Below are 25,708 nucleotides of genomic sequence, written 5' to 3' on the forward strand. Positions count from 1 at the left end.
CGGTTTGGTCCAAGAGGTGGGCGGAGGGGCGGTGGCGCGTGCACCATTGACCCCGGACCGGCTGAACGGACGGGCCAGCGGGGGGTGTTGTGCCGGAAAGTGCGGATGCGGGCGGCAGCGGGCGGGGGCACCGGCAGCGGAGCCGGGCGCGTGGCCCGCGGGCCGCCTGGGGGCGGGCGCTGACGGGCGGCGGCGCGGGCGGCGGGCGGACCGGCGGCCGGGCCGCCGAGGCGTACGCGGTCCCCCTGCCCGGACTGGCGCCGGCCGCCCACGTGCCGCGCGAGCTGATCGGCGACTCCTGGCGCCGCGCGGAGGAGCGCGGCCTGGACCGCGAGGACGGCAGGCCCCGGCGGGTGGGTGTCGCGGAGCTGGAGTGGCGGCGGCGTACGGCGGGCGTCGGCGTCCTGCGCGAGGTGCTGCGCGACGGGCTGATCCCGGCCGAGGAGAGCGTGCCCGAGCACGTCGTCGTGGTCACCGACGCCGACGGCGTGGTGCTGTGGCGGGAGGGCGAGCGCGCGATGCTCAAGGCGGTGAGCCGCATCGGCCTCGCGGAGGGCGCGGCGTGGAGCGAGGACTCCGCGGGCACCAACGGCATCGGCACCGCGCTGGCGACCGGCCGCCCCGTCGGCGTCTACGGCGACGAGCACTTCCTGCGCAACTGCCGCAGGTGGAGCTGCGCCGCCGCGCCGCTGACGGACCCGCGCGACGGGCGGCTGCTGGGCGTGGTCAACGTCACCGGCCCGGCGCGCACGATGCCGACGATCTCGCTGGCGTTCGTCACCGCCGTCGGCCGGGTCGCGGAGGGCGAGTTGCGCGACCGGCACTGGACGTCGATGGGGCGGCTGCGGGCCGTCGCGGCGCCCGTACTCGCCGGCATAGGCGGCCGGGCGCTGGCCGTCGACGAGCACGGCTGGGCGGCGGCGGCCACCGGGATGGTGCCGCCGGAGCGGGTGGCGCTGCCGAAGTCGCCGGCGGCGGGCGAGTGCGTGCTGCCGGGGCTCGGGCGGTGTGCGCTGGAGCCGCTGCCGGGTGGCGGGTGGCTGGTACGGGTCGAGCCGGAGGGATCCGCGACCGCGCCGACGCGGGTGGTGCTGGACCTGACCCGGCCGGCGTCGCCGAGCCTGGCGGTGCTGGGCGGCGCGGGACGGTGGTCGCAGCAGGTGAGCCCGCGGCACGCGGAGTTGCTGTACCTGCTGGCGGTGCACCGCGACGGGTTCAGCTCCACAGCGCTGGCAGACGCGCTCTTCGGCGATCCGGAGCGCACCGTGACCGTACGGGCGGAACTGTCCCGGCTGCGCCGGAAATTGGGCGGGCTGCTGGCGCACCGGCCGTATCGTTTCTCCGACGAACTCGACGTCCAGCTCCTGCTCCCCAGCCGCCCCGCCGACCTGCTCCCCCGGTCCACGGCCCCCGCGGTGCTGGCCGCCCGCCGCTGAGTTCGCCCGCGCGGGCTATGATCACCGGCCCACGCGTCTGCAGGGGAGGAAGCGATGCCCGTCGGGCCCGCGACCGGTGACACCGTCTACGAACCCGTCCCCCTCTGGGCGAAGATCCCGCACGGGATCTGGCTCAGGGAAGCAACCTCGGTGGCCGTCGACTCGGCCGACCGCGTCTACGTCTTCAACCGCGGCAACATGCCGGTGCTCGTCTTCGACCCCGATGGCAACGTTGTCGACATGTGGGGCAACGACACCCCGTACCTCGGCACCGAGCTGTACGAGGACCCGTACGGCAACATCCAGCCGCGCTGGCGCGGCTGCCGCTTCACCCGGCCGCACGCGGTCACCGTCGACCACGAGGACCATCTCTGGCTCGTCGACGACGTCGGCAACACGATCACCAAGACCGACCGCGCCGGCACCGCCCTGCTGACCCTCGGCACCGGCGAGCCCAGCGGCTTCCAGAGCGGCGAGCCCTTCAACCGCCCCACGGACGTGGCGATATGCCCGCGCACCGGCGACGTCTTCGTCACCGACGGCTACGGCAACTCCCGCGTCCACCACTACGACGCCGCCGGCCGCCACCTCGCCTCCTGGGGCACACCCGGCACCGACCCGGGCAGCTTCAGCCTCCCGCACGCGCTGACGCTCGCGGACGACGACGCGGTGGTCGTCTGCGACCGCGAGAACCACCGCGTCCAGGTCTTCTCCCGCACCGGCGACTTCCGCACCACCTGGCACGCCCACAAGGCGGTCGCCGTCTGCACCACGGGCACGGGGCCCGACACCCGCCTCTACGTGGCGGAACAGGGCCCGCCCCCGATCCAGCACGGCGTCCCCGGCATCGGCCACAAGATCCGCGTCTTCGACACCGCGGGCCACGAGATCACCCGCTTCGGCGCGGACCTCCCCGGCGAGTCCCCGACAAGCTTCAACTGGCTGCACAGCATCGCCGTCGACTCGGCGGGCGACGTCTACGCGGCTGAGGTCTCGTACGTCGAGGTCGGCAGCAAACTGACCCCGCCCCGCGAGCTGATCAGCCTCCGCAAGTGGCGCCGGGTGCCGGGCTGACCCGGGGGGCAGTGCCTAGGGCGCGGCCGTGAGCTTCTCCGCGACCCGGTCGCGGAGAAGCTCGTACTCCTCGCGCAGGCGGACTATCTGCGGCGGGCGGGCGACGACCGTGCCCTCCGTGACCGTCTCCTCCGGGCCGAACTGCTCGCGGGTGAGGTCTATCTCCACGCCCGGGCCCAGGCGGTTCCACCAGTGGTAGTCCGTGCGCCGCCCGTCCACCAGCACCTCGCCGCGCAGCAGCTCGCCGCCCAGCAGGTCGTTGACGACCATCGCGGTCACGCCGCACTGGTCCCGGGCGGGATTCCCGGGCGTCCAGTACTCCCGGAACTCGGGGGTGCACGTGTCCGGGCCCCAACTGCTGCGCACGGCCCGCTCGATGTCGGTGAGAAGCAACGGCGTCATGCCAGGCATCCTCACACCCGCCACTGACAACGCCGCCCGGCCCCGTACCGGCGGCCGGCGCTCCGGCGCGTTACGCGGACAGCGGCAGCGGCTCCGCCGCGCACGCCTCGTCGTACCGCCGGGCCAGCAGCAGCGCCAGCTCCGGCGCCGCCCCCAGCACCGGTGCGAGCACGTCCGCCCGCGCCTCGGTGGCGCCCCGCACGATGCGGTCGGGCAGGAAGCCCGGGGCGATGACGTACGGCGCCACCGCCACCCGCTCGGCGCCGTCCGCGCGCAGCGCGCGGACGGCGTCGGCCGTACGGGGTGGGGCCGCGGAGGCGAACGCGGGCCGCACGGCGCACCATCCAGCGGTACGCCGCCACTCCCGCGCGGTCTCGGCGACGCTCGCGATCGCCTCCGGGTCGGAGGAGCCCGCCGCGGCCAGCACGACGCCCGTGCGGGCCCGCTCCGCGGGCAGGTGCAGCCCGGCCGCCGCCATCCGGCGGTCCAGCGCCGCCGTCAGCAGCGCGTCAGGGCCCAGCACGCCGCCCTGCACGACGCGCAGCCGCGGCAGCGCGGCCCGTACCTCGTCCAGGACGGCGGGGATGTCGGACTTGGCGTGGAAGGCGCGGGCCAGCAGCAGCGGCAGCGCCACGACGTCCCGTACGCCCCCGTCGTACAGCCGCCGCAGCGCCCGCGGCACCCGCGGGGCGCAGTGGTCCAGGTAACAGGTCTCCACCCGCGCATGCGGCCGCGCCGCCGCCACCCGCGCCGCGAGCGCGGTGACGGTGGCGGCGTGCCGCGGGTCGCGGCTGCCGTGGGCGACGATCAGCAGTACGGGATGCATGGCTCGCAACGCTAGGACGGTCCGGTTGGGGCTCGGTTGGGTCGCGGCGGGATCAGCCGTTGATGCCGCACTCGGTCTTGGCGAAGCCGGCCCAGCGGCCCGCACGGGCGTCCTCGCCGGGGGCGACGCGGCGGGTGCAGGGCGCGCAGCCGATGGAGGGGTAGCCGTCGGCCAGCAGCGGGTTGGTCAGCACGCCGTGCTCGGCGACGTACGCCTGCACGTCCGCCTCGGACCAGCGGGCGATCGGCGAGACCTTCACCTTGCGCCGCTTGGCGTCCCAGCCGACGACCGGGGTGTTCGCGCGCGTCGGCGACTCGTCGCGGCGCAGGCCCGTGGCCCAGGCGCCGTACGCGGCGAGGCCGTCCTCCAGCGGCTGCATCTTGCGCAGCGCGCAGCACAGGTCGGGGTTGCGCTCGTACAGCCGCGGGCCGTACTCGGCGTCCTGCTCGGCGACCGTCAGCCGGGGCGTGAGCGAGACGACGTTCACGTCCATCACGGCGGCGACCGCGTCACGGGTGCCGATGGTCTCGGGGAAGTGGTAGCCGGTGTCGAGGAACAGGACGTCCACGCCCGGCATGGCACGGGACGCCAGATGGGCGACGACCATGTCCTGCATGGACGAGGTGACACAGAAGCGCTTGCCGAACGTGTCCGCCGTCCAGCGCAGGATCTCCAGCGCCGGGGCGTCCTCCAGCTCGCGGCCGGCCCGCTCGGCAAGCGCCGCGGTATCGGTGTCCGCGTCTTCGATGACCGTCATCGGTTGTGGTTCCCTCCATCGCTGTCGGGACGCAGGCCGTCGGCCAGCAGCCCGAGGAACGAGAGCTTGAAAGCGCGATTGCAGGCCCTGCACTCCCACGCTGTGCCTTCTCCGCGGGAGGTCCCCTCTTCGGACGGGCGCAGGTCCTCGTCGCCGCAGTACGGGCAGTAGAACGGCGCCGCCCGCCCGCTCACTTGAGGTCCTCCTCGCCGGCCCGCGCGGCCCACTGGGCGAACCGCTCGCCCTCCTCGCGCCCGGCGGTGTAGCGGGTGAGCACCCGCTCGACGTACTCCGGGAGCTGTGCGGCGGTGACCTTCAGGCCGCGTACCTTGCGGCCGAAGCCCGGGTCCATGCCGAGGCTGCCGCCGAGGTGGACCTGGTAGCCCTCGACCTGCCGGCCGTCGTCGTCGGTGACGAGCTGCCCCTTGAGACCGATGTCCGCCACCTGGATACGGGCACAGGAGTTGGGGCAGCCGTTGAGGTTGATGGTGATCGGCTCGTCGAAGCCGGGCAGCCGCCGCTCCAGCTCGTCGACGAGCGAGGCGCCGCGGGCCTTGGTCTCGACGATCGCCAGCTTGCAGAACTCGATGCCGGTGCAGGCCATCGTGCCCCGCCGGAACGCCGACGGCTCGACCTGGAGGTCCAGCGCCGCCAGCGCCTCGCGCAGCGGCTCGACCTGGTCCTCCTCGACGTCGAGGATGAGCATCTTCTGCTCGACGGTGGTACGCAGCCGGTCGGAGCCGTGCTGCGCCGCCAGCTCGGCGATCTTCGTCAGCGTGCCGCCGTCGACGCGGCCGACGCGGGCCGCGAAGCCCAGGTAGTAGCGGCCGTCGTGCTGCCGGTGCACCCCGATGTGGTCGCGCCAGCGCTCGGCGGGCACCGCGGGCGGCGGGCCGTCGGGGAGCGTGCGCAGCAGGTACTCGTCCTGGAGCACCTGGCGGAACCTCGAAGGGCCCCAGTCCGCGAGCAGGTACTTCAGCCGGGCCCGGTTGCGCAGCCGGCGGTAGCCGTAGTCGCGGAAGACGGCGACGACGCCCTCGAAGACGTCCGGTACGTCCTCCAGCGACGCCCAGGCGCCGATCCGCACCCCCAGCTTGGGGTTGGTCGACAGGCCGCCGCCCACCCAGACGTCGAAGCCCGGGCCCAGCTCCGGGTGTTCGACGCCGACGAAGGCGACGTCGTTGATCTCGTGCACGATGTCGAGCTGCCGCGAGCCGGAGATCGCGCCCTTGAACTTCCGGGGCAGGTTCGAGTACGCGGGATTGCCCACCACGCGCCGCTGGATCTCCTCCAGCGCCGGGGTGCCGTCGATGATCTCGTCCGCCGCGATGCCGGCGACCGGGGAGCCGAGGACGACGCGCGGGACGTCGCCGCACGCCTCGGTGGTGGAAAGACCCACGGACTCCAGCCGGCGCCAGATCTCCGGGACGTCCTCGATCCGGATCCAGTGCAACTGGATGTTCTGCCGGTCGGTGAGGTCCGCGGTGCCGCGGGCGAACTCCTGCGAGATCTCGCCGATCGTCCGCAACTGGGTGACCGTGAGCCGGCCGCCGTCGACGCGGACCCGGAGCATGAAGTGCTCGTCGTCCAGCTCGTGGGGCTCAAGGATCGCCGTCTTGCCGCCGTCGATACCGGGCTTGCGCTGGGTGTACAGCCCCCACCACCGCATCCGGCCGCGCAGGTCGGCGGGGTCGATGGAGTCGAAGCCGCGCTTGGAGTAGATCGTCTCAATGCGTGTCCGCACATTGAGACCGTCGTCGTCCTTCTTGATCTGCTCGTTGCCGTTGAGCGGCGTGAAGTGGCCGGCGGCCCACTGGCCTTCGCCGCGGTGGCGGCCCGCCTTGCGGCGACCGGCCGCCGTGGGGCGCGAGGAGGAGTTAGCCATGACAGGGGTGTCCTTAAGGCAAGCGGAGGAGCCGGCCATGGGCGCGTACGACCCTGATGACCTGCGCAAACGGTTCTTCGACAGGGCGGCTGTACAGGGGCGCGCGCGTGCGTCCGCGACGGTGGGGACGGCTGGGCGGCGGCGGGAGGTCGGCGGTGCTGTGACTTTCAGCCCGCCGGACAGATGGCGCTGGACATACGGCCGAGATCGACGTGACGCCGACTCACCAGGGCGACTCCAGCTCGATCCATGGAGAGAGCGTGGCATGGGGTGCCGCGGATCGTCCACAGTATTCCGCCATGCGGACAGTCAGGTCTTGCTATTTGGACACCGGGGTTTAGGAGGACCCTATTTCTGCGGTCCGCCGGCCGCCGTGTCCTCGGTGCGGACGTCGAAGATCCGGAAGCCGCGGCGCCGGTAGTTGTCCAGGGCGTGCGGGCCGTCATCGCTGCAGGTGTGCACCCACACCCGGCGCGTGGGCGGCCGCCCGGGCCACCGCTCCGCCAGGTCCCAGGCGCGCGCCGTGCCGACGGAGAGCAGGTGCCCGCCGACGCGCCGGCCGCGGAACGCGGGCAGCAGTCCGAAGTACGTGATCTCCACCACCCCGTCCGGCTGCCCCTCCAACTCCAGGTAGCCGGCGGGCGTCCCGCGCTCGTACGCCACCCACGTCTCGGTCCCCGGCTGCTCGACGAAGGCGCGCCAGCGCTCCTCGTCCCAGACCAGCCGGTCCGTCCACGACACGTCGGCGCCGACGGCCCCGTAGAGATAACGGTTGAAACCCGGGGAAGGGATAGCGGCGCGCACGACGGTCAGTTCCCCGGCCGCGACGGTCGCCGGCGCGGCCGCCGGGGTGAGATCGTCCGCGGCGGTCTGCTCCAGTGACCAGGTGGTGAGGGCGGTGCTCTCCATAGGGGAATCAGACCACGGCGCACGGTGCCTTGCGGAGCCGGGTGCGGTGCAGGAATCTGCCTCACGACCCCTTGCCCGCGGGTGGGCGCCGCCCGTAGCTTATGGCAAGCGCTTTCTGTGGCCTTGGCCACTGTCGTAGCACCGCACCAGGCACCACTCGGCACCACCTGGCACCACCCTCACTGCACGACCGCAGGACGACCTTCGGAACAGGCCGCCACGGTCACCGCCCGGACGCCACCCGGGCCGGTGCCGGGAGCCGCTCCACCGTCCGCAAGACCGCACCGGCGACGGCCACGTGTTCAACCTCGATTGGATGCATCTCGAGTGACAACGGCACAGGACGACATCAAGGCGCCCGCCGCCGTCCCGACCGCTCCCGAGCGGACGGGGCGGCGCGGCGCGCGCCTCGGCAACCAGCTCGCCGCCTTCGGCTCCGCCGTGTGGCGGCCCCTCATCGTGCTCGCCGTGATCGGCCTCGTCTGGTGGTTCGTCACCGCGCGGGAGATGGTCGAGCGCTACCTCGTCCCCACCCCCGGCTCGGTCTTCGAGGTCATGTGGGAAGACCGCTCGATGCTGGCGGAGCACACCTACGTGACGCTGTACGAGACGGTCATCGGCTTCCTGCTGGCGGCCCTCATCGGCATCGGCTCGGCCGTGCTCATCGTCTACTCCAAGACCGCCGAGCGCTCCCTCTACCCGATCATCCTCTTCGCCCAGGTCATCCCGAAGATCGCCATCGCGCCGATCCTCATCGTGTGGTTCGGCACCGGGCTCTCCCCGAAGATCATCCTGGCGGTGCTGATCGCCTTCTTCCCCGTCGTCGTCTCCGGCGTCGCCGGGCTGCGCGACACCGACCCCGAACTGCTGGACCTCTCCGCGACGATGGGCGCGAGCCGGTGGAGCGTCTTCGTCAAGGTGCGCTTCCCCGGCGCGTTGCCGCAGCTCATGGCCGGGCTGAAGGTCGCGGTGACCCTCGCCGTGGTCGGCGCGGTCGTCGGCGAGTTCGTCGGCGCCAGCGAAGGGCTCGGCTACATCCTGCTGCTCGCCAGCGGCAATCTGAACTCCGCGCTGCTCTTCGCGGACCTGATCCTCATGTCGGCGATCGGCGTGGTGCTGTTCGTCGTCATCGAGGTCGCCGAGTCCCTCCTCATCCCGTGGCACGCCAGCCGCCGCGAGGGCTCCAGCGTGACCATGGCGACGACCTGAGCGGGGCCCCTTCCCGCCCGTTCGCGTCCATGGCGCCGCAGCCCGTATCCCGCAGTACCGGACCACCCAGGAAGGCAACGACATGAAACGCACCGCGGCGACACTCACCCTGCTGAGCGCGCTGCTCGCCGCCGCCGGCTGCGCCCCCGACACGTCGGACGACGACGGCGGGGACTCAGGCGGCGACGGCAACGGCAAGAAGGTCACGCTGACGCTCAACTGGGTTCCGTACGGGGAGCACGCCGCCTTCTACTACGGCGTGGAGAAGGGCTTCTACGCCGACGAGGGCATCGACCTGGAGATCAAGCCCGGCAACGGCTCCGCGGCCACCATCCAGCAGGTCGCGCAGAACAAGACCGACTTCGGCTGGGCCGACACCCCGCCGCTGATGGCCGGCATAGGCGAGGGCATGGGGGTCAAGAGCCTCGGGGTCTACCTCCAGAAGGGCCCGTCCTCCGTGCAGTTCGTCTCCGACGAGAACATCAAGGAGCCGGCCGACCTGGAGGGCAAGACCGTCGCGGGCACGCCCGGCGACGCGATGTACGCCACCTTCCCCGGCTGGCTGGAGGCCAACGACGTCGACCCGTCCAAGGTCAAGGTCGTCAACGTCCAGCCCGCGGACAAGATCTCGCAGCTCGCCGCCGGCAAGGTCGACGCCATCATGGGCTTCTTCCACGACCAGGGCCCGACGATCGAGAACACCACGGGCAAGACCGTCGACTACATCCTCTTCTCCGACTTCGGCATGAACGTCCTCGGCACCGGCATCGTCGCCTCCGACAAGATGCTGGCCGACGACCCGGAGCTGGCCAAGGCGTTCGTCCGGGCCACCACGAAGTCCTGGCAGGAGGTCGAAGCCAACCAGGAAGAGGCCGTGAAGATCATGTCCGAGGCCGCGACCGAGCCGCCGCCGGACAACGTGCTCGCCAACCAGCTCAAGGACACGCTGCCGCTGCTGCAGGGCGACGGCGGCGGCATCGGCGTCAACTCCGAGGAGTCGTGGCAGGAGACTATCGACCTGCTGTCGGACGGCGGGATGCTGAAGGAGGCAAAGAAGCCCGCCGACTACTGGGACGCGTCGTACGCCGCTAAGGGGTGAGCAGTGCCGCAGCTCGAACAGAAGAAGACCGCCGCGACCGACGCGGCGGCGTCCGCAAGCATCGACATCCGCGATGTGACGTGCACCTTCACGACGAAGCGCAGTCGCACCACGGCGGTCGACGGGGTCTCGATGCGGATCGAGCCCGGTGAGTTCGTCTCCATCCTCGGCCCTTCCGGCTGCGGCAAGTCGACCCTGCTGAAGATGATCGCCGGCCTGGTGCTGCCGACGACGGGCCAGGTCAGCCTGCTGGGCCGGCAGGTGACCGGGCCGCAGCGCAACATCGGCTTCGCCTTCCAGCGGGCCGCGCTGCTGCAGTGGCGCGGGGCGCGGAAGAACATCCTGCTCCAGGCCGAGATGCGCGGCATGGACAAGCAGACCGCGGCCCGCCGGGCCGACGAGCTGATCGAGCTGACGGGCCTGAAGGGCTTCGAGGACGCCCTGCCGCACGAGCTGTCCGGCGGCATGCAGCAGCGGGTGGCGCTGTGTCGCGCGCTGCTGCACGAGCCGCCGGTGCTGCTGCTCGACGAGCCGTTCGGCGCGCTGGACGCGCTGACGCGGGAGCACCTGAACGTCGAGCTGAACCGCATCTGGCGGGAGACGGGCACGACCATCGTGCTGGTCACCCACTCCATCTCGGAGGCCGTCTACCTCGGCACCCGGGTCGAGGTCATGAGCGCCCGCCCGGGCCGGATCATCGAGACCATGCCGGTGGACCTGCCGGCGGCCCGGGACTACGGGAAGGTCATGTCGGCGCCGGAGTTCGAGACCCTGGCGGCCCACATCCGCGGCCTCCTGGGCGGCGCCCACTAGCCCGCCGCCGGTAGTACGCCGCCGCCCGGGGCCCGCCCGTCACGGGGCACCGGGCGGCGGCGTATCCGCGCTCGCGGCAGATTTAACAAACGCTTCATATTGTTTCGGAATTACGTCGGCAATTCCGTTTCCGGGCAAGGGAATTGCATGCGCGACCGTATCTCTGCGATGGTGCGTGCATGCCCACCGACCAGCGCTTCTTCGCCCGCCACCACGTGGACTTGGTGCGCGTGGCGAGCGCGCTGTGTCCGTGCGGCCGTCCGTAGACGGCCGCACCCGGGTGTACGCCGCGGGTGCTCGATTCCGAACGGGCCCTTTACGCCCGCTCATGCAGCCCGCCCCGTACACACCCCGGAACGAGGTCTCCATGTCCACCCCGCCGACGCTCTCCCCCGCTGCGCCCGCCGCCGCGCCCGGCGCACCCGCCGGCCCGACGCCCGCCGCGCTCGCCGAGCTGGTCCGCGCCTTCGCCGGCCGGCCCGGCCGCTGGCGGCCCGCGGTCCGGTTCGACGCCGCGGCCCGCTTCCACACCCGGCTGGAGGTGACCGGCGGCCACGAGGTCTGGCTGCTGACCTGGCTGCCGGGGCAGGGCACCGAGATCCACGACCACGGCGGCGCCGCGGGCGCGTTCACGGTCGTGTCGGGGGTGCTCACCGAGCGCAGCTTCCCCGCGCCGCCCGCCGCGCCGCGGGCGCGGGAGCTGGCCGTGGGCGGGCTGCGCTCGTTCGGCCCGCGGTACGTCCACGAGGTGGTCAACGCCGGGACGGCACCGGCCGTCAGCATCCACGCCTACGCGCCCGCGCTGTCGGCCATGTCGTACTACGCCGAGGTGCCCGGCGGCGGCCTGCGCCCGGTCCGTACCGACCCGGTGACCGGCTGATGGCCGCCGCGGAGGCCCCCGGGATCGACGCGGCGCTCGCCGCCGTACGCGCCACGCTGGACCGCCTCACCCCCCGGCAGGCGTACGCCGCCCTCGCCGATGGTGCCGTCCTCGTGGACACCCGGCCCGAGTTCCAGCGGCGCGCCTCCGGCACCGTGCCCGGGGCCCTGCTGGTGGAGCGCAACCATCTGGAATGGCGCTGCGACCCGGCCAGCGGCGCATCGGTGGCCGAGGCCACCGGCACGGGGGTGCACTGGATCGTCATGTGTGACGAGGGATACGCCTCGTCGCTGGCCGCCGCCTCGCTCAGGTCCCTCGGGCTGACCCGGGCGACCGATCTGACCGGCGGCTTCCAGGCGTGGCGGGCGGCCGGGCTGCCGGTCACGCTCCCGTAACGCCTCACCTGCACAAAGACGTGCAAAGGCGTACGAAAACCCGGCCCGTATGCCGGACGATTCGTCCACGCCTCAAGAACCCCCTTGACCGAGCCGCCCCGATGGGCTTATCCCTACTAAGTCAATAGGGATACTCGGAAAGACGATGTTGATTCCCGGAACACCCCCGAGAGGATGACCCTCCCGTGTCTGCACCACGCCGCCGCCGCGCGGCCATACGCCTGCTCGCCGGCACCGCCGCCCTCCCCCTGCTCGCCCTGACCGCCTGCGGTTACGGCTCCGACAGCGACGACAAGGGCGACGACGCGGCCCCCGCCGCCCAGGGCGAGAAGATCGGCGGTCTCGACGAGATCAACATCGGCTTCTTCGGCAACGTGACCCACGCGACCCCCCTGGTCGGCCTCGGCGACGACGGCCTGATCACCAAGGAGCTGGGCGGCACCGCCGTCAAGCCGCAGATCTTCAACGCAGGACCGTCCGCCATCGAGGCGCTCAACGCCGGCTCCGTCGACATGACCTGGATCGGCCCCTCCCCCGCCATCAACGGCTACACCCAGGCGGACGGCCGCAACCTGCGCATCGTCGCGGGCGCCACCTCCGGCGGCGCCTCGCTGGTCGTCAACCCCGACAAGATCAAGTCGCTGGACGATCTGGAGGGCAAGCGGATCGCCACGCCCCAGATCGGCAACACCCAGGACGTGGCCCTGCTCAACTACCTCGCCGGCGAGGGCCTGGAGGTCGACCCGCAGTCCGGCAAGGGCGACGTGCTCGTCATCCGCCAGGACAACAAGGAGATCCCGACCACCTTCCAGCAGGGCGGCCTCGACGGCGCCTGGGTGCCGGAGCCCACCGCCTCCAACCTGGTCGCCAAGGGCGGCGAGGTGCTGCTGAACGAGAAGGAGTTGTGGGACGACGGCAAGTTCGTCACCACCCACCTGATCGTCTCGCAGGCGTTCCTCAAGGACCACCCCGACGTGGTCGAGGCCGTCGTGCGCGGCTCGGTGAAGACCAACGCCTGGATCAAGGACAACCCCGACGAGGCCAAGACCCTGGTCAACGAGGGGATCGAGGAGTACTCGGGCAAGCCGCTGCCCGGCGACGTGCTCGACCGCGCCTTCGACGACATCGAGGTCACCGACGACCCGCTCGCCTCCACCCTCGGCGACCAGGCCGACCACAGCGTCAAGTCGGGCCTCCTCGACGAGGCGAAGACCGACGGCATCTACGACCTGTCCATCCTCAACAAGGTGCTCAAGAGCGAGGGCCGGCCCGCCGTCGAGGACGCCGGCCTCGGCGTCGAGTAGCTCTGCCCGCCTCACCTCCGGGAGGTGCAAGAGATGTCCACCGCCATCACCGACGACGCCCCGGCCGGCTCCGCGCAGGCCGGGGACGGGCCCGCGGCCCGCATCACGCACGTGTCCAAGACGTTCGGGCGCCCGGGGGCACAGCTCCTGGTGCTCGACGACGTCACCGTCGACGTCGCGCCGGGCGAGTTCGTCACGCTGCTCGGCGCGTCAGGATGCGGCAAGTCCACCCTGCTCAACCTGGTCGCCGGCCTGGACGCGCCGACCGCCGGGACCATCGAGATACCCGGCGGCCAGCGCCCCGCGCTGATGTTCCAGGAGCACGCCCTCTTCCCGTGGCTGACCGCGGGCAGGAACGTCGAGCTGGCGTTGAAGATGCGCGGCCTGGCCAAGGCCGAGCGCCGCACCGAGGCGGAGCGCCTGCTCGAACTCGTCCGGCTGGGCGGCGCGTACGGCAAGCGGGTGCACGAGCTGTCCGGCGGCATGCGCCAGCGCGTCGCGCTGGCCCGCTCGCTCGCGCAGGACAGCAGGCTGCTGCTGATGGACGAGCCGTTCGCCGCGCTCGACGCCATCACCCGCGACGTCCTGCACGACGAGCTGACCCGCATCTGGGCGGAGACGAAGGTCTCCGTGCTCTTCGTCACCCACAACGTGCGCGAGGCGGTCAAGCTCGCCGAGCGCGTGATCCTCATGTCCTCCCGCCCCGGGCGCATCGCCCGGGAGTGGACCATCGACATCCCGCAGCCGCGCCGGATCGAGGACACCGAGGTGGCCAACCTCTCGCTGGAGATCACCGAAGAGCTGCGAGGGGAGATCCGCCGCCATGGCAAGCACTGACACCACCGGCACGTCCGGTGCGTCCGGTAGTAAGACTGGCGCGAAGTCCGGTGAGGACTCCGCCGCCGGCCTCGCCGGGCTCGAAGCCGGCCTCGACGCCCTCGATACGCGGACCGCGGCGCGCACCCCGCTGCGCCAGGTGCTGCTGCAGAAGGTGTTGCCGCCGATCATCGCGGTCGCCCTCGTCGTGGCCGTCTGGCAGTTGCTGTACGTGCTGGAGGTCAAGCCCGACTACCAACTGCCGGGCCCCGGCCAGGTCTGGGACGCGCTCGCCGACCAGTGGTACGAGGGCACGCTCTTCGACGTCATCTGGACGAGCCTGTCCCGCGGCGTGCTCGGCTTCCTCATCGCCATCGCCATCGGCACCCCGCTCGGACTGATCGTCGCCAAGGTGCCGTTCGTGCGCGCCGCGATCGGCCCGATCCTCACCGGGCTGCAGTCGCTGCCGTCGGTGGCCTGGGTGCCGGCGGCGATCATCTGGTTCGGCCTCACCCCGTCGATGATCTACGCGGTGGTGCTGCTCGGCGCCGTCCCGTCGATCGCCAACGGACTGGTCTCCGGCATCGGCCAGATCCCGCCGCTGTATCTGCGCGCCGGCCAGGTCATCGGCGCCACCGGCCTGCACGGCGTACGGCACGTGCTGCTGCCGGCGGCGCTGCCCGGCTATCTGGCCGGGCTCAAGCAGGGCTGGGCGTTCTCCTGGCGGTCGCTGATGGCCGCCGAGATCATCGCCACCTCCCCCGATCTCGGGGTGGGCCTGGGCCAGTTGCTGGAGACCGGCCGCGGCTACCAGGACATGGCGATCGTGCTCAACGCGATCCTGCTGATCCTGATCGTCGGCGTCGCCATCGAGCTGCTGGTGTTCGGCCCACTGGAGCGCCGGGTGCTGCGCAACCGGGGGCTGCTCGTGACGCGCTGACCGCGAGCCTGCTCCCCTGAGAACCCGCCGGGGACCGCTCCGGGCCGTAGCTCAAGGCCCGGACCGGTCGCCGGCGTGATGCGTGTAAGGGACATGACTCCTCCGGGGTGGGGTTATCCCCCCTTCTTTCGGTGGAGCTGAGCACCTTCGGGTTCACCAGCCAGCACGATGGGGACCGCACCCGCCCTTCTCTAACGTCGTATCGGCAGGTGGGGGCAGTGTGCCGCCGCCGCGCACGAGGGAGAAGGACGATGGGGGCACCGAGGGCGCCGAGGCATACGAAGCGGCGTCAGGGCGTCGCCGCGGCCGTCGGCGGCTGGAGCGTCACCCACCGCTGGGCAGCGGTGGGTATCTGGGTGTTGTTCGTGGTGCTGGCGACGGTCGCCGGCTCCGCGGCGGGGCGGGCCCAGGTCAGCGACAGCGAGGAGGTCCCGGGCGAGACCGGGCGGTCCGCGAAGATCCTGGAAGACGCGGGCGTGGACGAGCCGGTCGGGGAGAGCGTGCTCGTCCAGTCGCAGAAGGGCGGGCCGAAGGCGACGGCGAGCGAGTTCCGTACGGCCGTCGGGGATGTCGTACGGGCCGTCGAGGGCACCGGCGAGGTGACGGACGTCGTCTCGCCGTACGAGAGCGACACGATCTCCGCGGACGGGCGCTCGGCGCTGGTCCAGTTCCGGATGAAGGGCGACCCGGAGACCGCGGCGGACCGGGTGGAGCCGGTGACCGACGCGGTCGCGGAGGTCCAGGACGCGCACGAGTCGCGGGGGCTGCTGATCGAGGAGATCGGCGGCGCCAGCATGGAGAAGACCTTCGACGACGCCTTCGGCGAGGACTTCAAGAAGGCGGAGTACTCGGCGGTGCCGATCGCGTTCGGCATCCTGCTGATCGTCTTCGGCGCGTTCGTGGCCGCGCTGCTGCCGATGGTGCTGGCGATCACCGCGATCGTGGCGACGATGGGCCTGATGGGCGTGGTCAGCCACGTGCAGCCGATGAGCGACGTCGCCGACTCGGTGATGCTGCTGGTGGGGCTGGCCGTCGGCGTCGACTACTGCCTGTTCTACCTGCGCCGCGAGCGCGAGGAGCGGGCCAAGGGCCGCGACGCGCGGACGGCGCTGGAGATCGCCGCCGCCACCTCCGGGCGCGCGGTGCTGGTCTCCGGCATCACGGTCATCGTCGCGATGTGCGGCATGCTCTTCACCGGCCTCGCCGACTTCGCCGCGATGGGCGTCGCTTCGCTGATGGTGGTCGCGGTGGCCATGGTCGGCTCGGTGACCGTGCTGCCGGCGATGCTGTCGCTGCTCGGCGAGCGGGTCGAGAAGGGCAGGGTGCCGTTCCTGGCGCGGCTCAAGCGCGGCAAGACCAACGCCGGCGGCGAAAGCCGGGTGTGGCGGGCCGTGCTGACGCGCGTCCTGCGCCGGCCGAAGGCCGCGGTGATCGTGGCCACCGGCGCGCTGGCGGCCATCGCGCTGCCGGCCGTGGGCATGAACACCGCGAACCTCACGCTGGACCAGGAGTTCGGCGACTCGCTGCCGATCGTGCAGACCTACGACCGGATCAACGAGGCGTTCCCCGGCGGCTCCGACCCCGCCGAGGTGGTCGTCAAGGCCGACGACATCAACGCGCCCGAAGTCCGCAAGGCCATCGTCGACTTCGAGGAGCAGGCGCTGGACACGGGCGCGTCCAAGGGCCCGATCGACATCCAGGTCTACGACGAGAAGAACGTCGCCATCATCGAGGTGCCCCTCGTCGGCGGCTCCGACCAGGACAAGGCGGAGAAGAGCCTCGCGCTGCTGCGCGACGAGATCCGGCCGGTGACGCTGGAGGCGGTCGACGGCGTGGAGGCGCCGGTCGGCGGCCAGGTCGCGGGGAGCAAGGACTTCAACGACCAGCTCGTCGGCGCGGTGGTGCCGGTCTTCCTCTTCGTGGTGGCCTTCGCCTTCCTCCTGATGCTGATGGCCTTCAGGTCGCTCACGATCGCCGTCACCTCGATCCTGCTCAACCTGCTGTCGGTGGGCGCCGCGTACGGCGTGCTGACGATGGTCTTCCAGCACGGCTGGGGCGCGGGCCTGGTCGGCGCCGAGGGCGTCGGGGCGATCGTCGCCTGGCTGCCGCTGTTCCTCTTCGTCATCCTCTTCGGGCTGAGCATGGACTACCACGTGTTCGTGGTCTCGCGGATCAAGGAGGCGCGGGCGCAGGGGCGGAGCACCGCCGACGCCATCTCGCACGGGGTGATCACCACCGCGGGCGTGGTGACCAGCGCGGCCGTCATCATGGTCGCGGTGTTCTCGATCTTCGGCACGCTGTCGATGCAGTCCATGAAGCAGATGGGCGTGGGCCTGGCGACGGCCGTGCTGATCGACGCGACGATCATCCGCGGCGTGCTGCTGCCTGCGGTGATGGCGCTGCTCGGCGAGCGCAACTGGTACTTCCCGAAGGCGCTGCGCCGGCTGCCCGACCTGGAGCACGCCGAGCCGCAGCCGGTACCGATGGGTAGCGTTCCGCCGCCGGTTCCCGCAGACTCTCCGTTGGTCGAAGGGAGCCGCCGATGAACCTGCCGTTCGGCAACTACCAGAACGAGATCTATCTGAACGGGCTGGCGGACGAGCTGCCGCCGTTCACCACCGACCTCACCGCGCTGGAGCAGTCCGCGCGCGAGCGGCTGGCGGACGGTCCGTTCTGGTACGTCGCGGGCGCGGCCGGCTCGGGCGCCACCGCCCGGGCCAACCGGTCGGCGTTCGACCGGGTCCGCCTCGTCCCGCGCATGCTGACCGGCGCCACCGGGCGGAGCCCGGCCACCACCGTGCTGGGCACCGAACTCCCCGCGCCCGTACTGCTTGCGCCCGTCGGGGTGCAGTCGATCGTGCACCCCGACGGCGAACCGGCCACGGCCCGCGCCGCCGCCGCCCTCGGCATCCCGATGGTGATGTCCACGGCCTCCTCGTACACCATCGAGGAGGTCGCGGAGGCGAGCGGCGCGGGCCCGCGCTGGTACCAGCTCTACTGGCCGAACGACGACGAGGTGTGCGCCAGCATCCTGGCGCGCGCCCGCGCGGCGGGCTTCACCGCCCTCGTCGTCACCCTCGACACCTGGACGCTGGCCTGGCGGCCGCGCGATCTCGACGCCGCCTACCTGCCGTTCATCCGCGGCGTCGGCACCGCCGTCGCCTTCTCCGACCCGGCGTTCCGCGCGGGTCTGGAGAAGCCGCCGGAGGAGGACCTGGGCGCGGCGGTGCTGCGCTGGGTGCCGATGTTCACCGGTACGGACCGGACCTGGGACCGGCTGCCGTTCCTGCGGGAGCACTGGGACGGGCCGATCCTGCTGAAGGGCGTCCAGCACCCGGACGACGCCCGCCGGGCCGCGGACGCGGGGATGGACGGCGTCGTCGTCTCCAACCACGGCGGCCGGCAGGTCGACGGCGCGGTCGCGTCGCTCGACGTGCTGCCGGAGGTCGCCGCGGCGGTCGGCGACCGGGTCGAGGTGCTCTTCGACTCGGGCGTACGGACCGGGGCCGACGTGCTCAAGGCCCTGGCGCTGGGCGCGCGTGCGGTGCTGTACGGCAGGCCGTACGCCTACGGCCTCGCGCACGGCGGCGAGGCGGGCGTCACGCACGTGCTGCGCAGCCTGCTCGCCGACCTCGACCTCACCCTGGGGCTGTCCGGTCACCGCTCGGTGCGCGAGCTGGGCCCCGGCGACGTGCGGCGGCTTCCGGGCTGATCGCCCGCAGCACGTAGCCCGCGGCGGTGGCGGCGACGTAGCTGAGGACGGCGTACACGGCACCCGGCATGGCCATCGCGGTGCTGTCGAGCAGGGTGGGGCTGACCGCGATGGTCATGGCCAGGCCGACGTTGTGCATGCCGATCTCGAAGCAGCACGCCACGGCCTGCGGGTGCGCGGCGCGCACCAGCCGGGTGGCGCCGTAGCCGACGGCCAGCGAGACCAGCGTGAAGAGGAACGTGATCGGCCCGAGGTCCACGAACGAGTCGGCGATCCGGTCCCGTTCCACCCAGGCCACGCCCACGATCACCAGGAAGAGCCCGAAGAGGGACGCGACCCGCACCGGCCGGTCGATGCGCTCCCTGACCCGCGGCGCGCGGGCCCTGGTCAGCATGCCGAGCCCGACGGGGATCAGCACGATCGCGAACACCTGGAGGATCTTGTCGTAGTTCAGCCCGAGGTCGTCGCGGCCGACGTCGAAGTACTCCAGCGAGAAGTTGACGATCAGCGGCAGGGAGAAGAGGGAGAGCGCCGAATTGACGGCGGTGAGCGTGATGTTGAGGGCCACGTCGCCGCCGAAGAGCCGGCTGTAGTAGTTCGCGACGGCCCCGCCGGGCGACGCGGCGAGCAGCATCATCCCCACCGCGTACGCGGGCGCCAGGTCGAAGGCCAGCACCAGCCCGAAGCAGGCGGCGGGCAGCAGCAGCACCTGGCACACCAGCGCGGCGGCGACGGCCCGGGGGTGGTGCTTCACCCGCCGGAAGTCGGCGAGCGTGAGGCCCAGCCCGAGGCCGTACATGATGACGGCGAGGACGACGGGCATCATGACAGTGACCACCGGGGAGTTCACGCGCACCAGCCTGCCGGGGCGCGCGGCGCGCTGTCCATGCCGGAGAGGTCTCGTTAATTCGATGGCGCCTCCGCTTGGGCCCGGCCCAGGATGGCGCATGCTCACGACACTCCTCGCCTTCCTCGGGGCCTGCACGCTGATCGCCGCGACGCCGGGACCCAGCACGGTCCTGATCATCCGCAACTCGATGCACAGCCGCCGCGCCGGGATGATGACCGTCCTGGGCAACGAGACGGGGGTCTTCCTGTGGGGCGCGGTCGCCGCGTTCGGCCTCACGGCGCTGCTGGCGGCCTCGCAGATGGCGTACGACGTGATGCGCTGGGTCGGCGCGGCGGTGCTGATCTGGTTCGGGGTGCAGGCGCTGCGGGCGGCACGGCGGGGGGCGGTGGCGGAGTTCGCGGACCGGGCGGGGCCCGAGGTCACGTCGTGGCGGGCGTACCGCTCGGGGCTGCTGCTGAACCTGGCGAATCCGAAGGTGGGCATCTTCGCGATGTCGTTCCTGCCGCAGTTCGTGCCCGTGTCGGCACCGCAGTTGGCCACGACGGTCGCGTTCGCGGCGCTGTGGGCGGTGTACGAGGTCGGCTGGTACGCGGTGTACGTGTGGTTCGTGGGGCGGCTGAAGGGGCTGCTGTCGCGCGCGGGCGTGCGCAAGCGGCTGGAGCAGGTGTCCGGGACGGTGCTGGTGGCGCTGGGGATCCGGCTGGCGGTGGAGCACTGAGCGGGGCGCGGGGGCGCGTTGCTGCGAGGGCGTGTTGGTGCGTGGGAGGCGTACGGGACGGAATGCGACCCTGACCGGAACGTTACGCGCCCGTGCGCCGCACGCCGCAGACTCATGCGCCATGTACGTGCGCTCAGGCGGCGCCGTCGCCGCATCGGGACGGCTACTCGGGGCCGTCGTGCTCCCGGCCGCCCTGCCGGCGGCGGGCTGCGGAGGCGGGGACGGTCGTCGGCACGTTCCGCGCGGGCGACCCGCCGGAGGAGTCCGGCTACTGGATCTTCCGGGGCACGCCGGAAGGCATGTCGGTGGCGGACCGCGACTTCGTCACGACCGAGGACGCCGGATGGCCCGTAGCCGGTGCTACGCGCGGTGCGAAGGAGCGACGGGGAGGTAGCCCAGGTCCACAGGACCGCCGCGCGGCGCGGTGAGCAGGCGGGACAACGGCGGCGGCCACAGCGGCTCGTACGGCTCCGCCACCTCCGCAGGAGACCACCACCGCCAGCCGAGGATGCGGTCCTCCGGGTGCCGCGCGACCGCCTCGGCGGTGGGCTCGCGGCGCCGCCCGGCGGCCAGGTAGATGTGCTCGTGCTGGCGCACCGGCACGCCCTGCCGGGTGAAGTCGTGCTCCCAGGTGCACAGCAGCTCGCCGGCCGCGACGTCCGTCCAGCCGGTCTCCTCGTGCAGTTCGCGCACCGCGCCCGCGCGCGGGCTCTCGCCGGGGTCGAGGCCGCCGCCGGGGGTGGCCCAGTGGATGCCGGCCTCCACGTCGTCGTAGCGGAACATGAAGATCGCGCCGTCCGGGTCGAGGAGCGCGAGGCGGGCGGCGCGGCGGGGTGTGCGCATGCGGCCGAGCCTAACCGCTGTGGCCTGTGCGCCGATCATTTGTCACGGGTACGTACGGGAACGGAAGCGTACTGGACACCCGCCGCCGCCCAGCCCGACAATTCGAAGGTGTCAGGCTCCGACCACCCCACGTCTTCCTCGTTCCCCATGTACCCGGCGGGGATCCCGCGCGTCTCCGACGAAGAGCGGGACAGCGCGATCGAGTTGCTGCGCGACGGCGCGGCCGACGGCCGGCTGTCCCAGGACACGTTCCTGGCCCGCGTGGACCTGGCCTTCGCCGCCCACTCCCACGAGCAGTTGGCGGCGCTGACCGCCGATCTGCCGCCGCGCGAGGGGCGGTTGACGCGGGCGATCCTCGGCACGGTCGCCAAGGCGTCGTCGCTCGGGGTGCGGGTGAAGCAGGCGTGGCAGGCGGAGCGGCTACCGCCGCTGATGCTCCCGGCGCCGGGCACGATCCCGCTGCGGATAGGCCGGGATCCGCGCAACGGGCTGCGGCTGATGGAGGAGACGGTCTCGCGGATGCACGCGGAGCTGCGGTGCGCGAGCGGGGTGTGGCTGCTGCGGGACCTCGGTTCGACGAACGGGACGTTCATCAACGGCCGCCGGCTGACGGGCGAGGCGCCGGTCCGGCCGGGCGACCAGTTGGGCTTCGGGCACACCCGGTACCTGCTGACGGCCCGCTGACCGCTCCGACCGCGGGGGTGAACCGGGGGGCGCGGGCGCGTAGCACCGGAGCCGATGCCGTACGGGCCGTGCCCCCGTCCTCACCCCGCCGCCAGCACCGCGCTCACCACCGGGCCCGCCGCCTCGCTGCCGTGGCCGCCCTCCGGCACCACCGCCGCCGCGGCCACGTCGCCGCGGTACGCCGTGAACCAACTGTCCGGCTGCTCCTGCCCGCCGACCTCCGCGGAGCCGGTCTTCGCGCCCGCCCCGGCGCCCAGGCCCAGGCCCGCGGCCGTGCCCTCGGCCGCGGTCAGCTCCATCATCCGCCGCAGGTCCGCCGCCACCGGCGCCGGCAGCGGCTCGGCGGTGGCGACCTCGCGGTCGTTGAACGAGCGCGGGAGCAGCACCGGCTGCCGGAAACGGCACGGTGGCGCCCCGGGCCGTGCCCGGCTCCAGGGTGACCTTCCGCACCAGGGCGTCCGTGAAGTACGCCCCGAGCACCGGCCGGGCCTCGGCGGCGTAGTCCGTCAGCCGGGCGGCCTCGCCGGGGCGCCGGTCGGCCCAGGCGGCGAGGAAGTCACGGGCGGTGGTACGCACTTCCGCCGCGGTGGGCGGTCCCGTCGGCACGTCGGGACCGTCGCCGCCGCCGGCGACGGCCTGGTAGATGTGGGTGACGCCGAACACGGCCAGTGCGGCCATCCCGGCGAGCACCAGGCATAAAACTGCTTTGGCTCCGGTTCGCATGCGCGTCCCCCTGCCGTCGAGGCCCCTCCCCCGGGCCGCCCACGACTCTACCCGCGGCCTCCGACACTCCGCGGTTGCACTGAACCAAGGTTGAAGTTCTAGCTTTACGGAGCAGGCCGCCGCACCCGGCCGCGCACCACGAGACGGGAGAACCCGATGGACATGCAGGCCACCGCCTGGCAGTCGCTCCACAGCACGGTCACCGCGCAGCGGGACAAGCGCCCGCTGTCGCGGGCCGGGCTCGGGCGGATCTGGCGGTTCGCCCAGCCGCACCGGCGCCTGCTGAAGTGGTTCCTGCTGCTCAGCGTGGTGACCGCGGCACTGGCTGTGGCCACGCCGCTGCTCGCCGGCCAGGTCGTGGACGCCATCATCAGCGACGCCGACCGGGGCCGGGTCGTCTCCCTGGCGCTGCTGATCGCCGCCATCGCCGTCGCCGAGGCGGGGTTCGGGCTGGTGGCGCGGTGGCTGTCGGCCCGTATCGGCGAAGGGCTCATCCTCCAACTGCGCACCGAGGTCTACGACCACGTGCAGCGCATGCCCGTCGCGTTCTTCACCCGCACCCGCACCGGTGCCCTCGTCAGCCGGCTCAACAACGACGTCCTCGGCGCCCAGCGCGCGTTCAGCAACACCCTCTCCGGCGTCGTCGGCAACCTGGTGACCCTGCTGCTCACGCTCGCCGTCATGCTGCGGCTCTCCTGGCAGATCACCCTCCTCGCACTCGTGCTGCTGCCCGTCTTCGTGCTGCCCGCCCGCCGCATGGGCGCCCGGCTCGCCCGGCTGCAGCGCGAGGCCGCGGGCCACAACGCCGCGATGGGCACCCAGATGACCGAGCGGTTCTCGGCGGCCGGCGCCACGCTGGTCAAGCTGTACGGGCGGCCGGAGCGGGAGTCGGCGGAGTTCCGCGACCGGGCGGCGCGCGTACGGGACATCGGGATCCGCACGGCGATGGTGCAGACGCTCTTCATCACCGCCCTCACCCTGGTCTCCGCGCTGGCCCTCGCGCTCGTCTACGGCCTCGGCGGCTGGTTCGCGCTGCGCGGCACCCTGGACGCGGGCTCCGTCGTCGCCCTCGCGCTGCTCATCACCCGCCTGTACGCCCCGCTGACCTCGCTGGCCGGGGCGCGGGTGGAGGTGATGAGCGCGCTCGTCAGCTTCGAGCGGGTCTTCGAGGTGCTGGACCTCAAGCCGCTGGTCGCCGAGAAGCCGGACGCGCGGCAGGTGCCGGAGGGCCCGGTGGCGGTGGAGTTCGACGGCGTGGAATTCGGCTACCCGGCCGCCGACAAGGTGTCGCTGGCCTCGCTGGAGGACGTCGCCGTGCTGGACACCAAGGCCGGGGCGCAGGTGCTGCACGGGGTGTCGTTCCGCGCGGAGCCCGGCCGGATGGTCGCCCTCGTCGGCTCCTCGGGCGCGGGCAAGTCGACGATCGCGCAGCTCATCCCGCGGCTGTACGACACGGACGGCGGCACGGTCCGGCTCGGCGGCGTGGACGTCCGCGACCTGTCGGCCGCCTCGGTGCGGGCGACGCTGGGCATGGTCACCCAGGACGGGCACCTCTTCCACGAGTCGGTCCGCGAGAACCTGCTGCTGGCGCGGCCGGACGCGAGCGACGCCGACCTGTGGGACGCGCTGCGCAAGGCGCGGCTGGACGAGTTGATGGCGGGGCTGCCGGAGGGCCTGGACACCGTCGTCGGCGAGCGGGGCTACCGGCTGTCGGGCGGCGAGCGGCAGCGGCTGACGATCGCCCGGCTGCTGCTCGCGGAGCCGCGCGTGGTGGTGCTGGACGAGGCCACGGCGCACCTGGACTCCACGTCGGAGGCGGCGGTGCAGGAGGCGCTGGCGGAGGCGCTGGCCGGGCGCACGGCGGTGGTCATCGCGCACCGGCTGTCCACGGTGCGGGCCGCGGACCAGATCCTGGTCGTGGAGGAGGGCCGGATCGTGGAGCGGGGCACGCACGCGGAACTGCTGGCGGCCGGCGGGCGGTACGAGGAGCTGTACCGGACGCAGTTCGCGGAGGACGGCGGGGCCGGGGAACTGGTGGCGCAGGAGGCGTAGGACGGAGGCGTACGGGGACGGGGGCGCGGGCCCGTACCGGCGCGCGGCGTACGGGCCCCGCGGGCGCGGCGGCGGCGGCGGTGGGGTGGCGTCAGGCGACCGGGTCCGGCTCCGGGACCGGCGTGCCCGGCAGGTGGCGGCGGGCGCGTACGGGCGAGAAGTACAGCGGCAGCGCCGCCACCATCAGGATCACCGCCCCCGTCCACAGCGCCGCCCGTACCCCCGCGAACTCCCCGATCACCCCGGACAGCGCCGAGCCCAGCGCGACGGAACCCATCAGCAGGAACCGGAAGGTGGCGTTCATCCGGCCGAGCAGCGCGTCGGGCGTCAGCCCCTGCCGCAGGCTCAGCCCCAGCACGTTGTCGACGCCGATCTTCACCGACACCAGCGCCATCCCCGCGGCCCCCGCCACGCACAGCCACGGCGGCCTGCTCAGCAGCGGTACGAGCAGCGCCGCCGGCGCCACGCACAGCCCCGCGGTGGCCAGCGTCCACCCGCACCCCCGCCGGGCGGAGAGCGGCCGGGCGAGCCGGGCGCCGACGAAGGTGGCGACGCCGCAGAGCACCCAGTAGCCGCCCAGGATCCAGGCGGGCAGCCCGAGTTGGCCGACGAAGAGCACCGGGACCATCGTGTTGACGGTCTGCGCCCCGAGGTTGGCGAGCGCCGCGCCGAGCGCGAGCGGGCGCAGTTCGCGGCTGCCCAGCACGTGCCGCAGCCCGTCGCGCATCTCGGCGGCCAGCCGGCGCGAGGCGGCAGGCGCCGACCGGGTGCGGCGCGAGGTGCCGCCGCGGATACCGGTGAGCGAGACGGCCGCGGCGAGGTGGCTGACGGCCTGCGCCGCGACCGCGACCGGTGCCGTCAGCACCTCCACGAGCAGCCCGCCCGCCCCGCGCCCGGCGACGCTGCCGACCGCGTACAGACTGACGACGCCCGCGTTCGCCCGCACCAGTGCCTCCCGCCCGACCACCGCGGGCAGGCAACTGTGCGACGCGACGTCGAAGAAGACCGTGGCGCAGCCCGCCAGCAGCACGGCCGTGTACAGGTGCGGCAGCGTGAGCGTGCCGAACCACCAGGCCAGCGGCACGGCGGTGAGCAGCACGACCCGCGCCAGGGCGGCGGTCACCAGCACCGGCACGCAGCCGAGCCGGTCGACCCACACTCCGGAGGGCAGGCCGATCAGCAGGTACGCGGAGGTGCCGAGCGCGGCCAGCAGGCCGATCTGACCGGGGCTCGCGCCGAGACCGAGCGCCACCAGCGGAAGGGCCAGATGGCCGACCTGGATGCCGATCTGATCGGCGGCGGTGGCGGCGTACAGCCGTCGGAAGGCGGGCACGCGCCAGGGGGATGCGGATGCCATGGGGGGAGCTTGCCGTGCCGCCGG

25 protein-coding genes and 1 pseudogene are annotated in these 25,708 nt (G+C 72.8%); 15 read left to right on the forward strand and 11 right to left on the reverse strand.

The window, feature by feature from the left end:
- Nucleotides 1-89 precede the first annotated feature (89 nt).
- Both CXR04_RS05650 and CXR04_RS05655 read left to right on the forward strand, forming a co-directional pair.
- A complete protein-coding gene (locus CXR04_RS05650; RefSeq protein ID WP_101420786.1) occupies nucleotides 90-1,436 on the forward strand; it encodes a helix-turn-helix domain-containing protein in 1,347 nt (448 codons plus the stop codon).
- Nucleotides 1,437-1,490: 54 nt separating this feature from the next.
- Nucleotides 1,491-2,510, forward strand: coding sequence for a peptidyl-alpha-hydroxyglycine alpha-amidating lyase family protein (locus CXR04_RS05655; protein ID WP_101420787.1), 1,020 nt, complete (start codon nucleotides 1,491-1,493; stop codon nucleotides 2,508-2,510).
- 15 nt (nucleotides 2,511-2,525) lie between these two features.
- Here the strand turns inward: CXR04_RS05655 and CXR04_RS05660 are convergent, their stop codons facing one another.
- The 7 genes from CXR04_RS05660 to CXR04_RS05685 all read right to left on the reverse strand — a co-directional run bounded on the left by CXR04_RS05660 (nucleotide 2,526) and on the right by CXR04_RS05685 (nucleotide 7,289).
- Nucleotides 2,526-2,912, reverse strand: coding sequence for a YunG family protein (locus CXR04_RS05660; protein WP_101420788.1), 387 nt, complete (start codon nucleotides 2,910-2,912; stop codon nucleotides 2,526-2,528).
- 70 nt (nucleotides 2,913-2,982) lie between these two features.
- A complete protein-coding gene (locus tag CXR04_RS05665) occupies nucleotides 2,983-3,738 on the reverse strand; it encodes a sirohydrochlorin chelatase (RefSeq protein WP_101420789.1) in 756 nt (251 codons plus the stop codon).
- Nucleotides 3,739-3,790: 52 nt separating this feature from the next.
- Nucleotides 3,791-4,495: a phosphoadenylyl-sulfate reductase gene (locus tag CXR04_RS05670; RefSeq protein ID WP_101420790.1), complete on the reverse strand. Its 705-nt coding sequence runs from the start codon at nucleotides 4,493-4,495 to the stop codon at nucleotides 3,791-3,793.
- Nucleotides 4,492-4,689: a hypothetical protein gene (locus tag CXR04_RS35580; RefSeq protein ID WP_078898490.1), complete on the reverse strand. Its 198-nt coding sequence runs from the start codon at nucleotides 4,687-4,689 to the stop codon at nucleotides 4,492-4,494. Before CXR04_RS35580 ends, CXR04_RS05670 begins: the two co-directional genes overlap by 4 nt.
- The gene (locus CXR04_RS05680; protein ID WP_101420791.1) at nucleotides 4,686-6,380 is read right to left on the reverse strand and encodes a nitrite/sulfite reductase; all 1,695 of its coding nucleotides are present in this window, start codon (nucleotides 6,378-6,380) and stop codon (nucleotides 4,686-4,688) included. The genes CXR04_RS35580 and CXR04_RS05680 overlap by 4 nt, the downstream gene beginning before the upstream one ends.
- Nucleotides 6,381-6,547: 167 nt before the next feature.
- Nucleotides 6,548-6,826 (reverse strand): putative leader peptide, encoded by a 279-nt coding sequence (locus tag CXR04_RS36835; RefSeq protein ID WP_442802356.1) that lies wholly within the window; start codon nucleotides 6,824-6,826, stop codon nucleotides 6,548-6,550.
- Nucleotides 6,729-7,289: a GNAT family N-acetyltransferase gene (locus tag CXR04_RS05685; protein ID WP_101420792.1), complete on the reverse strand. Its 561-nt coding sequence runs from the start codon at nucleotides 7,287-7,289 to the stop codon at nucleotides 6,729-6,731. Before CXR04_RS05685 ends, CXR04_RS36835 begins: the two co-directional genes overlap by 98 nt.
- 327 nt (nucleotides 7,290-7,616) lie before the next feature.
- Here CXR04_RS05685 and CXR04_RS05690 point away from each other — a divergent pair, with 327 nt between their 5' ends.
- From CXR04_RS05690 to CXR04_RS05735, 10 genes are all read left to right on the forward strand, one after another.
- On the forward strand, nucleotides 7,617-8,498 hold the full coding sequence (locus CXR04_RS05690) for an ABC transporter permease (protein ID WP_101420793.1): 882 nt from the start codon (nucleotides 7,617-7,619) through the stop codon (nucleotides 8,496-8,498).
- An 82-nt stretch (nucleotides 8,499-8,580) separates the two neighbouring features.
- The gene (locus CXR04_RS05695; protein WP_101420794.1) at nucleotides 8,581-9,597 is read left to right on the forward strand and encodes an ABC transporter substrate-binding protein; all 1,017 of its coding nucleotides are present in this window, start codon (nucleotides 8,581-8,583) and stop codon (nucleotides 9,595-9,597) included.
- Nucleotides 9,598-9,600: 3 nt separating this feature from the next.
- On the forward strand, nucleotides 9,601-10,410 hold the full coding sequence (locus tag CXR04_RS05700) for an ABC transporter ATP-binding protein (protein ID WP_101420795.1): 810 nt from the start codon (nucleotides 9,601-9,603) through the stop codon (nucleotides 10,408-10,410).
- A gap of 367 nt (nucleotides 10,411-10,777) precedes the next feature.
- The gene (locus tag CXR04_RS05705) at nucleotides 10,778-11,290 is read left to right on the forward strand and encodes a cysteine dioxygenase (RefSeq protein WP_101420796.1); all 513 of its coding nucleotides are present in this window, start codon (nucleotides 10,778-10,780) and stop codon (nucleotides 11,288-11,290) included.
- Entirely contained in the window at nucleotides 11,290-11,685 is a 396-nt protein-coding gene (locus tag CXR04_RS05710) for a rhodanese-like domain-containing protein (RefSeq protein WP_101420797.1), read from the forward strand. The genes CXR04_RS05705 and CXR04_RS05710 overlap by 1 nt, the downstream gene beginning before the upstream one ends.
- A gap of 185 nt (nucleotides 11,686-11,870) precedes the next feature.
- Entirely contained in the window at nucleotides 11,871-12,989 is a 1,119-nt protein-coding gene (locus tag CXR04_RS05715; protein WP_101420798.1) for an ABC transporter substrate-binding protein, read from the forward strand.
- Nucleotides 12,990-13,022: 33 nt separating this feature from the next.
- The gene (locus tag CXR04_RS05720) at nucleotides 13,023-13,826 is read left to right on the forward strand and encodes an ABC transporter ATP-binding protein (RefSeq protein WP_101420799.1); all 804 of its coding nucleotides are present in this window, start codon (nucleotides 13,023-13,025) and stop codon (nucleotides 13,824-13,826) included.
- On the forward strand, nucleotides 13,813-14,745 hold the full coding sequence (locus CXR04_RS05725) for an ABC transporter permease (RefSeq protein ID WP_101420800.1): 933 nt from the start codon (nucleotides 13,813-13,815) through the stop codon (nucleotides 14,743-14,745). Before CXR04_RS05720 ends, CXR04_RS05725 begins: the two co-directional genes overlap by 14 nt.
- A gap of 251 nt (nucleotides 14,746-14,996) precedes the next feature.
- Complete coding sequence (locus CXR04_RS05730; protein WP_101420801.1) at nucleotides 14,997-17,291, forward strand: MMPL family transporter; 2,295 nt, start codon at nucleotides 14,997-14,999, stop codon at nucleotides 17,289-17,291.
- Complete coding sequence (locus CXR04_RS05735) at nucleotides 17,288-18,457, forward strand: lactate 2-monooxygenase (RefSeq protein ID WP_101420802.1); 1,170 nt, start codon at nucleotides 17,288-17,290, stop codon at nucleotides 18,455-18,457. Before CXR04_RS05730 ends, CXR04_RS05735 begins: the two co-directional genes overlap by 4 nt.
- On the opposite strand, the gene CXR04_RS05740 is transcribed toward CXR04_RS05735, so the two are convergent.
- A complete protein-coding gene (locus CXR04_RS05740; protein WP_234380078.1) occupies nucleotides 18,384-19,307 on the reverse strand; it encodes a bile acid:sodium symporter family protein in 924 nt (307 codons plus the stop codon). The genes CXR04_RS05735 and CXR04_RS05740 overlap by 74 nt on opposite strands.
- A gap of 97 nt (nucleotides 19,308-19,404) precedes the next feature.
- On the opposite strand from CXR04_RS05740, the gene CXR04_RS05745 reads away from it, so the two are divergent.
- Complete coding sequence (locus CXR04_RS05745; protein ID WP_101420804.1) at nucleotides 19,405-20,025, forward strand: LysE family translocator; 621 nt, start codon at nucleotides 19,405-19,407, stop codon at nucleotides 20,023-20,025.
- Nucleotides 20,026-20,385: 360 nt separating this feature from the next.
- On the opposite strand, the gene CXR04_RS05755 is transcribed toward CXR04_RS05745, so the two are convergent.
- Nucleotides 20,386-20,868 (reverse strand): NUDIX hydrolase, encoded by a 483-nt coding sequence (locus CXR04_RS05755; RefSeq protein ID WP_101420806.1) that lies wholly within the window; start codon nucleotides 20,866-20,868, stop codon nucleotides 20,386-20,388.
- Between the two features lie 147 nt (nucleotides 20,869-21,015).
- Here CXR04_RS05755 and CXR04_RS05760 point away from each other — a divergent pair, with 147 nt between their 5' ends.
- The gene (locus CXR04_RS05760) at nucleotides 21,016-21,552 is read left to right on the forward strand and encodes a DUF1707 and FHA domain-containing protein (protein ID WP_101420807.1); all 537 of its coding nucleotides are present in this window, start codon (nucleotides 21,016-21,018) and stop codon (nucleotides 21,550-21,552) included.
- Nucleotides 21,553-21,632: 80 nt separating this feature from the next.
- Here CXR04_RS05760 and CXR04_RS35585 read toward each other — a convergent pair.
- Nucleotides 21,633-21,950 (reverse strand): annotated as a pseudogene (locus tag CXR04_RS35585) (penicillin-binding transpeptidase domain-containing protein); the annotation flags it as partial.
- A gap of 481 nt (nucleotides 21,951-22,431) precedes the next feature.
- Here CXR04_RS35585 and CXR04_RS05770 point away from each other — a divergent pair.
- Nucleotides 22,432-24,327, forward strand: a complete 1,896-nt coding sequence (locus tag CXR04_RS05770) for an ABC transporter ATP-binding protein (RefSeq protein ID WP_101420809.1) — start codon at nucleotides 22,432-22,434, stop codon at nucleotides 24,325-24,327.
- 91 nt (nucleotides 24,328-24,418) lie between these two features.
- Here CXR04_RS05770 and CXR04_RS05775 read toward each other — a convergent pair whose 3' ends face one another.
- The gene (locus CXR04_RS05775) at nucleotides 24,419-25,684 is read right to left on the reverse strand and encodes an MFS transporter (RefSeq protein WP_101420810.1); all 1,266 of its coding nucleotides are present in this window, start codon (nucleotides 25,682-25,684) and stop codon (nucleotides 24,419-24,421) included.
- Between the last annotated feature and the right edge of the window lie 24 nt (nucleotides 25,685-25,708).

This window comes from Streptomyces sp. CMB-StM0423, assembly GCF_002847285.1.
Taxonomy (GTDB): Bacteria; Actinomycetota; Actinomycetes; order Streptomycetales; family Streptomycetaceae; genus Streptomyces.

Excerpts from the sequence above, each read along its gene's own strand:
- CXR04_RS05670 (WP_101420790.1), bottom strand. The coding sequence starts at position 4,495 with ATGACGGTCATCGAAGACGCGGACACCGATACCGCGGCGCTTGCCGAG.
- CXR04_RS05705 (WP_101420796.1), top strand. The coding sequence starts at position 10,778 with ATGTCCACCCCGCCGACGCTCTCCCCCGCTGCGCCCGCCGCCGCGCCC.
- CXR04_RS05660 (WP_101420788.1), bottom strand. The coding sequence starts at position 2,912 with ATGACGCCGTTGCTTCTCACCGACATCGAGCGGGCCGTGCGCAGCAGT.
- CXR04_RS05710 (WP_101420797.1), top strand. The coding sequence starts at position 11,290 with ATGGCCGCCGCGGAGGCCCCCGGGATCGACGCGGCGCTCGCCGCCGTA.
- CXR04_RS05770 (WP_101420809.1), top strand. The coding sequence starts at position 22,432 with ATGGACATGCAGGCCACCGCCTGGCAGTCGCTCCACAGCACGGTCACC.
- CXR04_RS05735 (WP_101420802.1), top strand. The coding sequence starts at position 17,288 with ATGAACCTGCCGTTCGGCAACTACCAGAACGAGATCTATCTGAACGGG.
- CXR04_RS05665 (WP_101420789.1), bottom strand. The coding sequence starts at position 3,738 with ATGCATCCCGTACTGCTGATCGTCGCCCACGGCAGCCGCGACCCGCGG.
- CXR04_RS05725 (WP_101420800.1), top strand. The coding sequence starts at position 13,813 with ATGGCAAGCACTGACACCACCGGCACGTCCGGTGCGTCCGGTAGTAAG.
- CXR04_RS36835 (WP_442802356.1), bottom strand. The coding sequence starts at position 6,826 with ATGACGGCCCGCACGCCCTGGACAACTACCGGCGCCGCGGCTTCCGGA.
- CXR04_RS05695 (WP_101420794.1), top strand. The coding sequence starts at position 8,581 with ATGAAACGCACCGCGGCGACACTCACCCTGCTGAGCGCGCTGCTCGCC.
- CXR04_RS05655 (WP_101420787.1), top strand. The coding sequence starts at position 1,491 with ATGCCCGTCGGGCCCGCGACCGGTGACACCGTCTACGAACCCGTCCCC.
- CXR04_RS05680 (WP_101420791.1), bottom strand. The coding sequence starts at position 6,380 with ATGGCTAACTCCTCCTCGCGCCCCACGGCGGCCGGTCGCCGCAAGGCG.
- CXR04_RS05775 (WP_101420810.1), bottom strand. The coding sequence starts at position 25,684 with ATGGCATCCGCATCCCCCTGGCGCGTGCCCGCCTTCCGACGGCTGTAC.
- CXR04_RS05730 (WP_101420801.1), top strand. The coding sequence starts at position 14,997 with ATGGGGGCACCGAGGGCGCCGAGGCATACGAAGCGGCGTCAGGGCGTC.
- CXR04_RS05745 (WP_101420804.1), top strand. The coding sequence starts at position 19,405 with ATGCTCACGACACTCCTCGCCTTCCTCGGGGCCTGCACGCTGATCGCC.
- CXR04_RS05720 (WP_101420799.1), top strand. The coding sequence starts at position 13,023 with ATGTCCACCGCCATCACCGACGACGCCCCGGCCGGCTCCGCGCAGGCC.
- CXR04_RS05755 (WP_101420806.1), bottom strand. The coding sequence starts at position 20,868 with ATGCGCACACCCCGCCGCGCCGCCCGCCTCGCGCTCCTCGACCCGGAC.
- CXR04_RS05760 (WP_101420807.1), top strand. The coding sequence starts at position 21,016 with ATGTACCCGGCGGGGATCCCGCGCGTCTCCGACGAAGAGCGGGACAGC.
- CXR04_RS05685 (WP_101420792.1), bottom strand. The coding sequence starts at position 7,289 with ATGGAGAGCACCGCCCTCACCACCTGGTCACTGGAGCAGACCGCCGCG.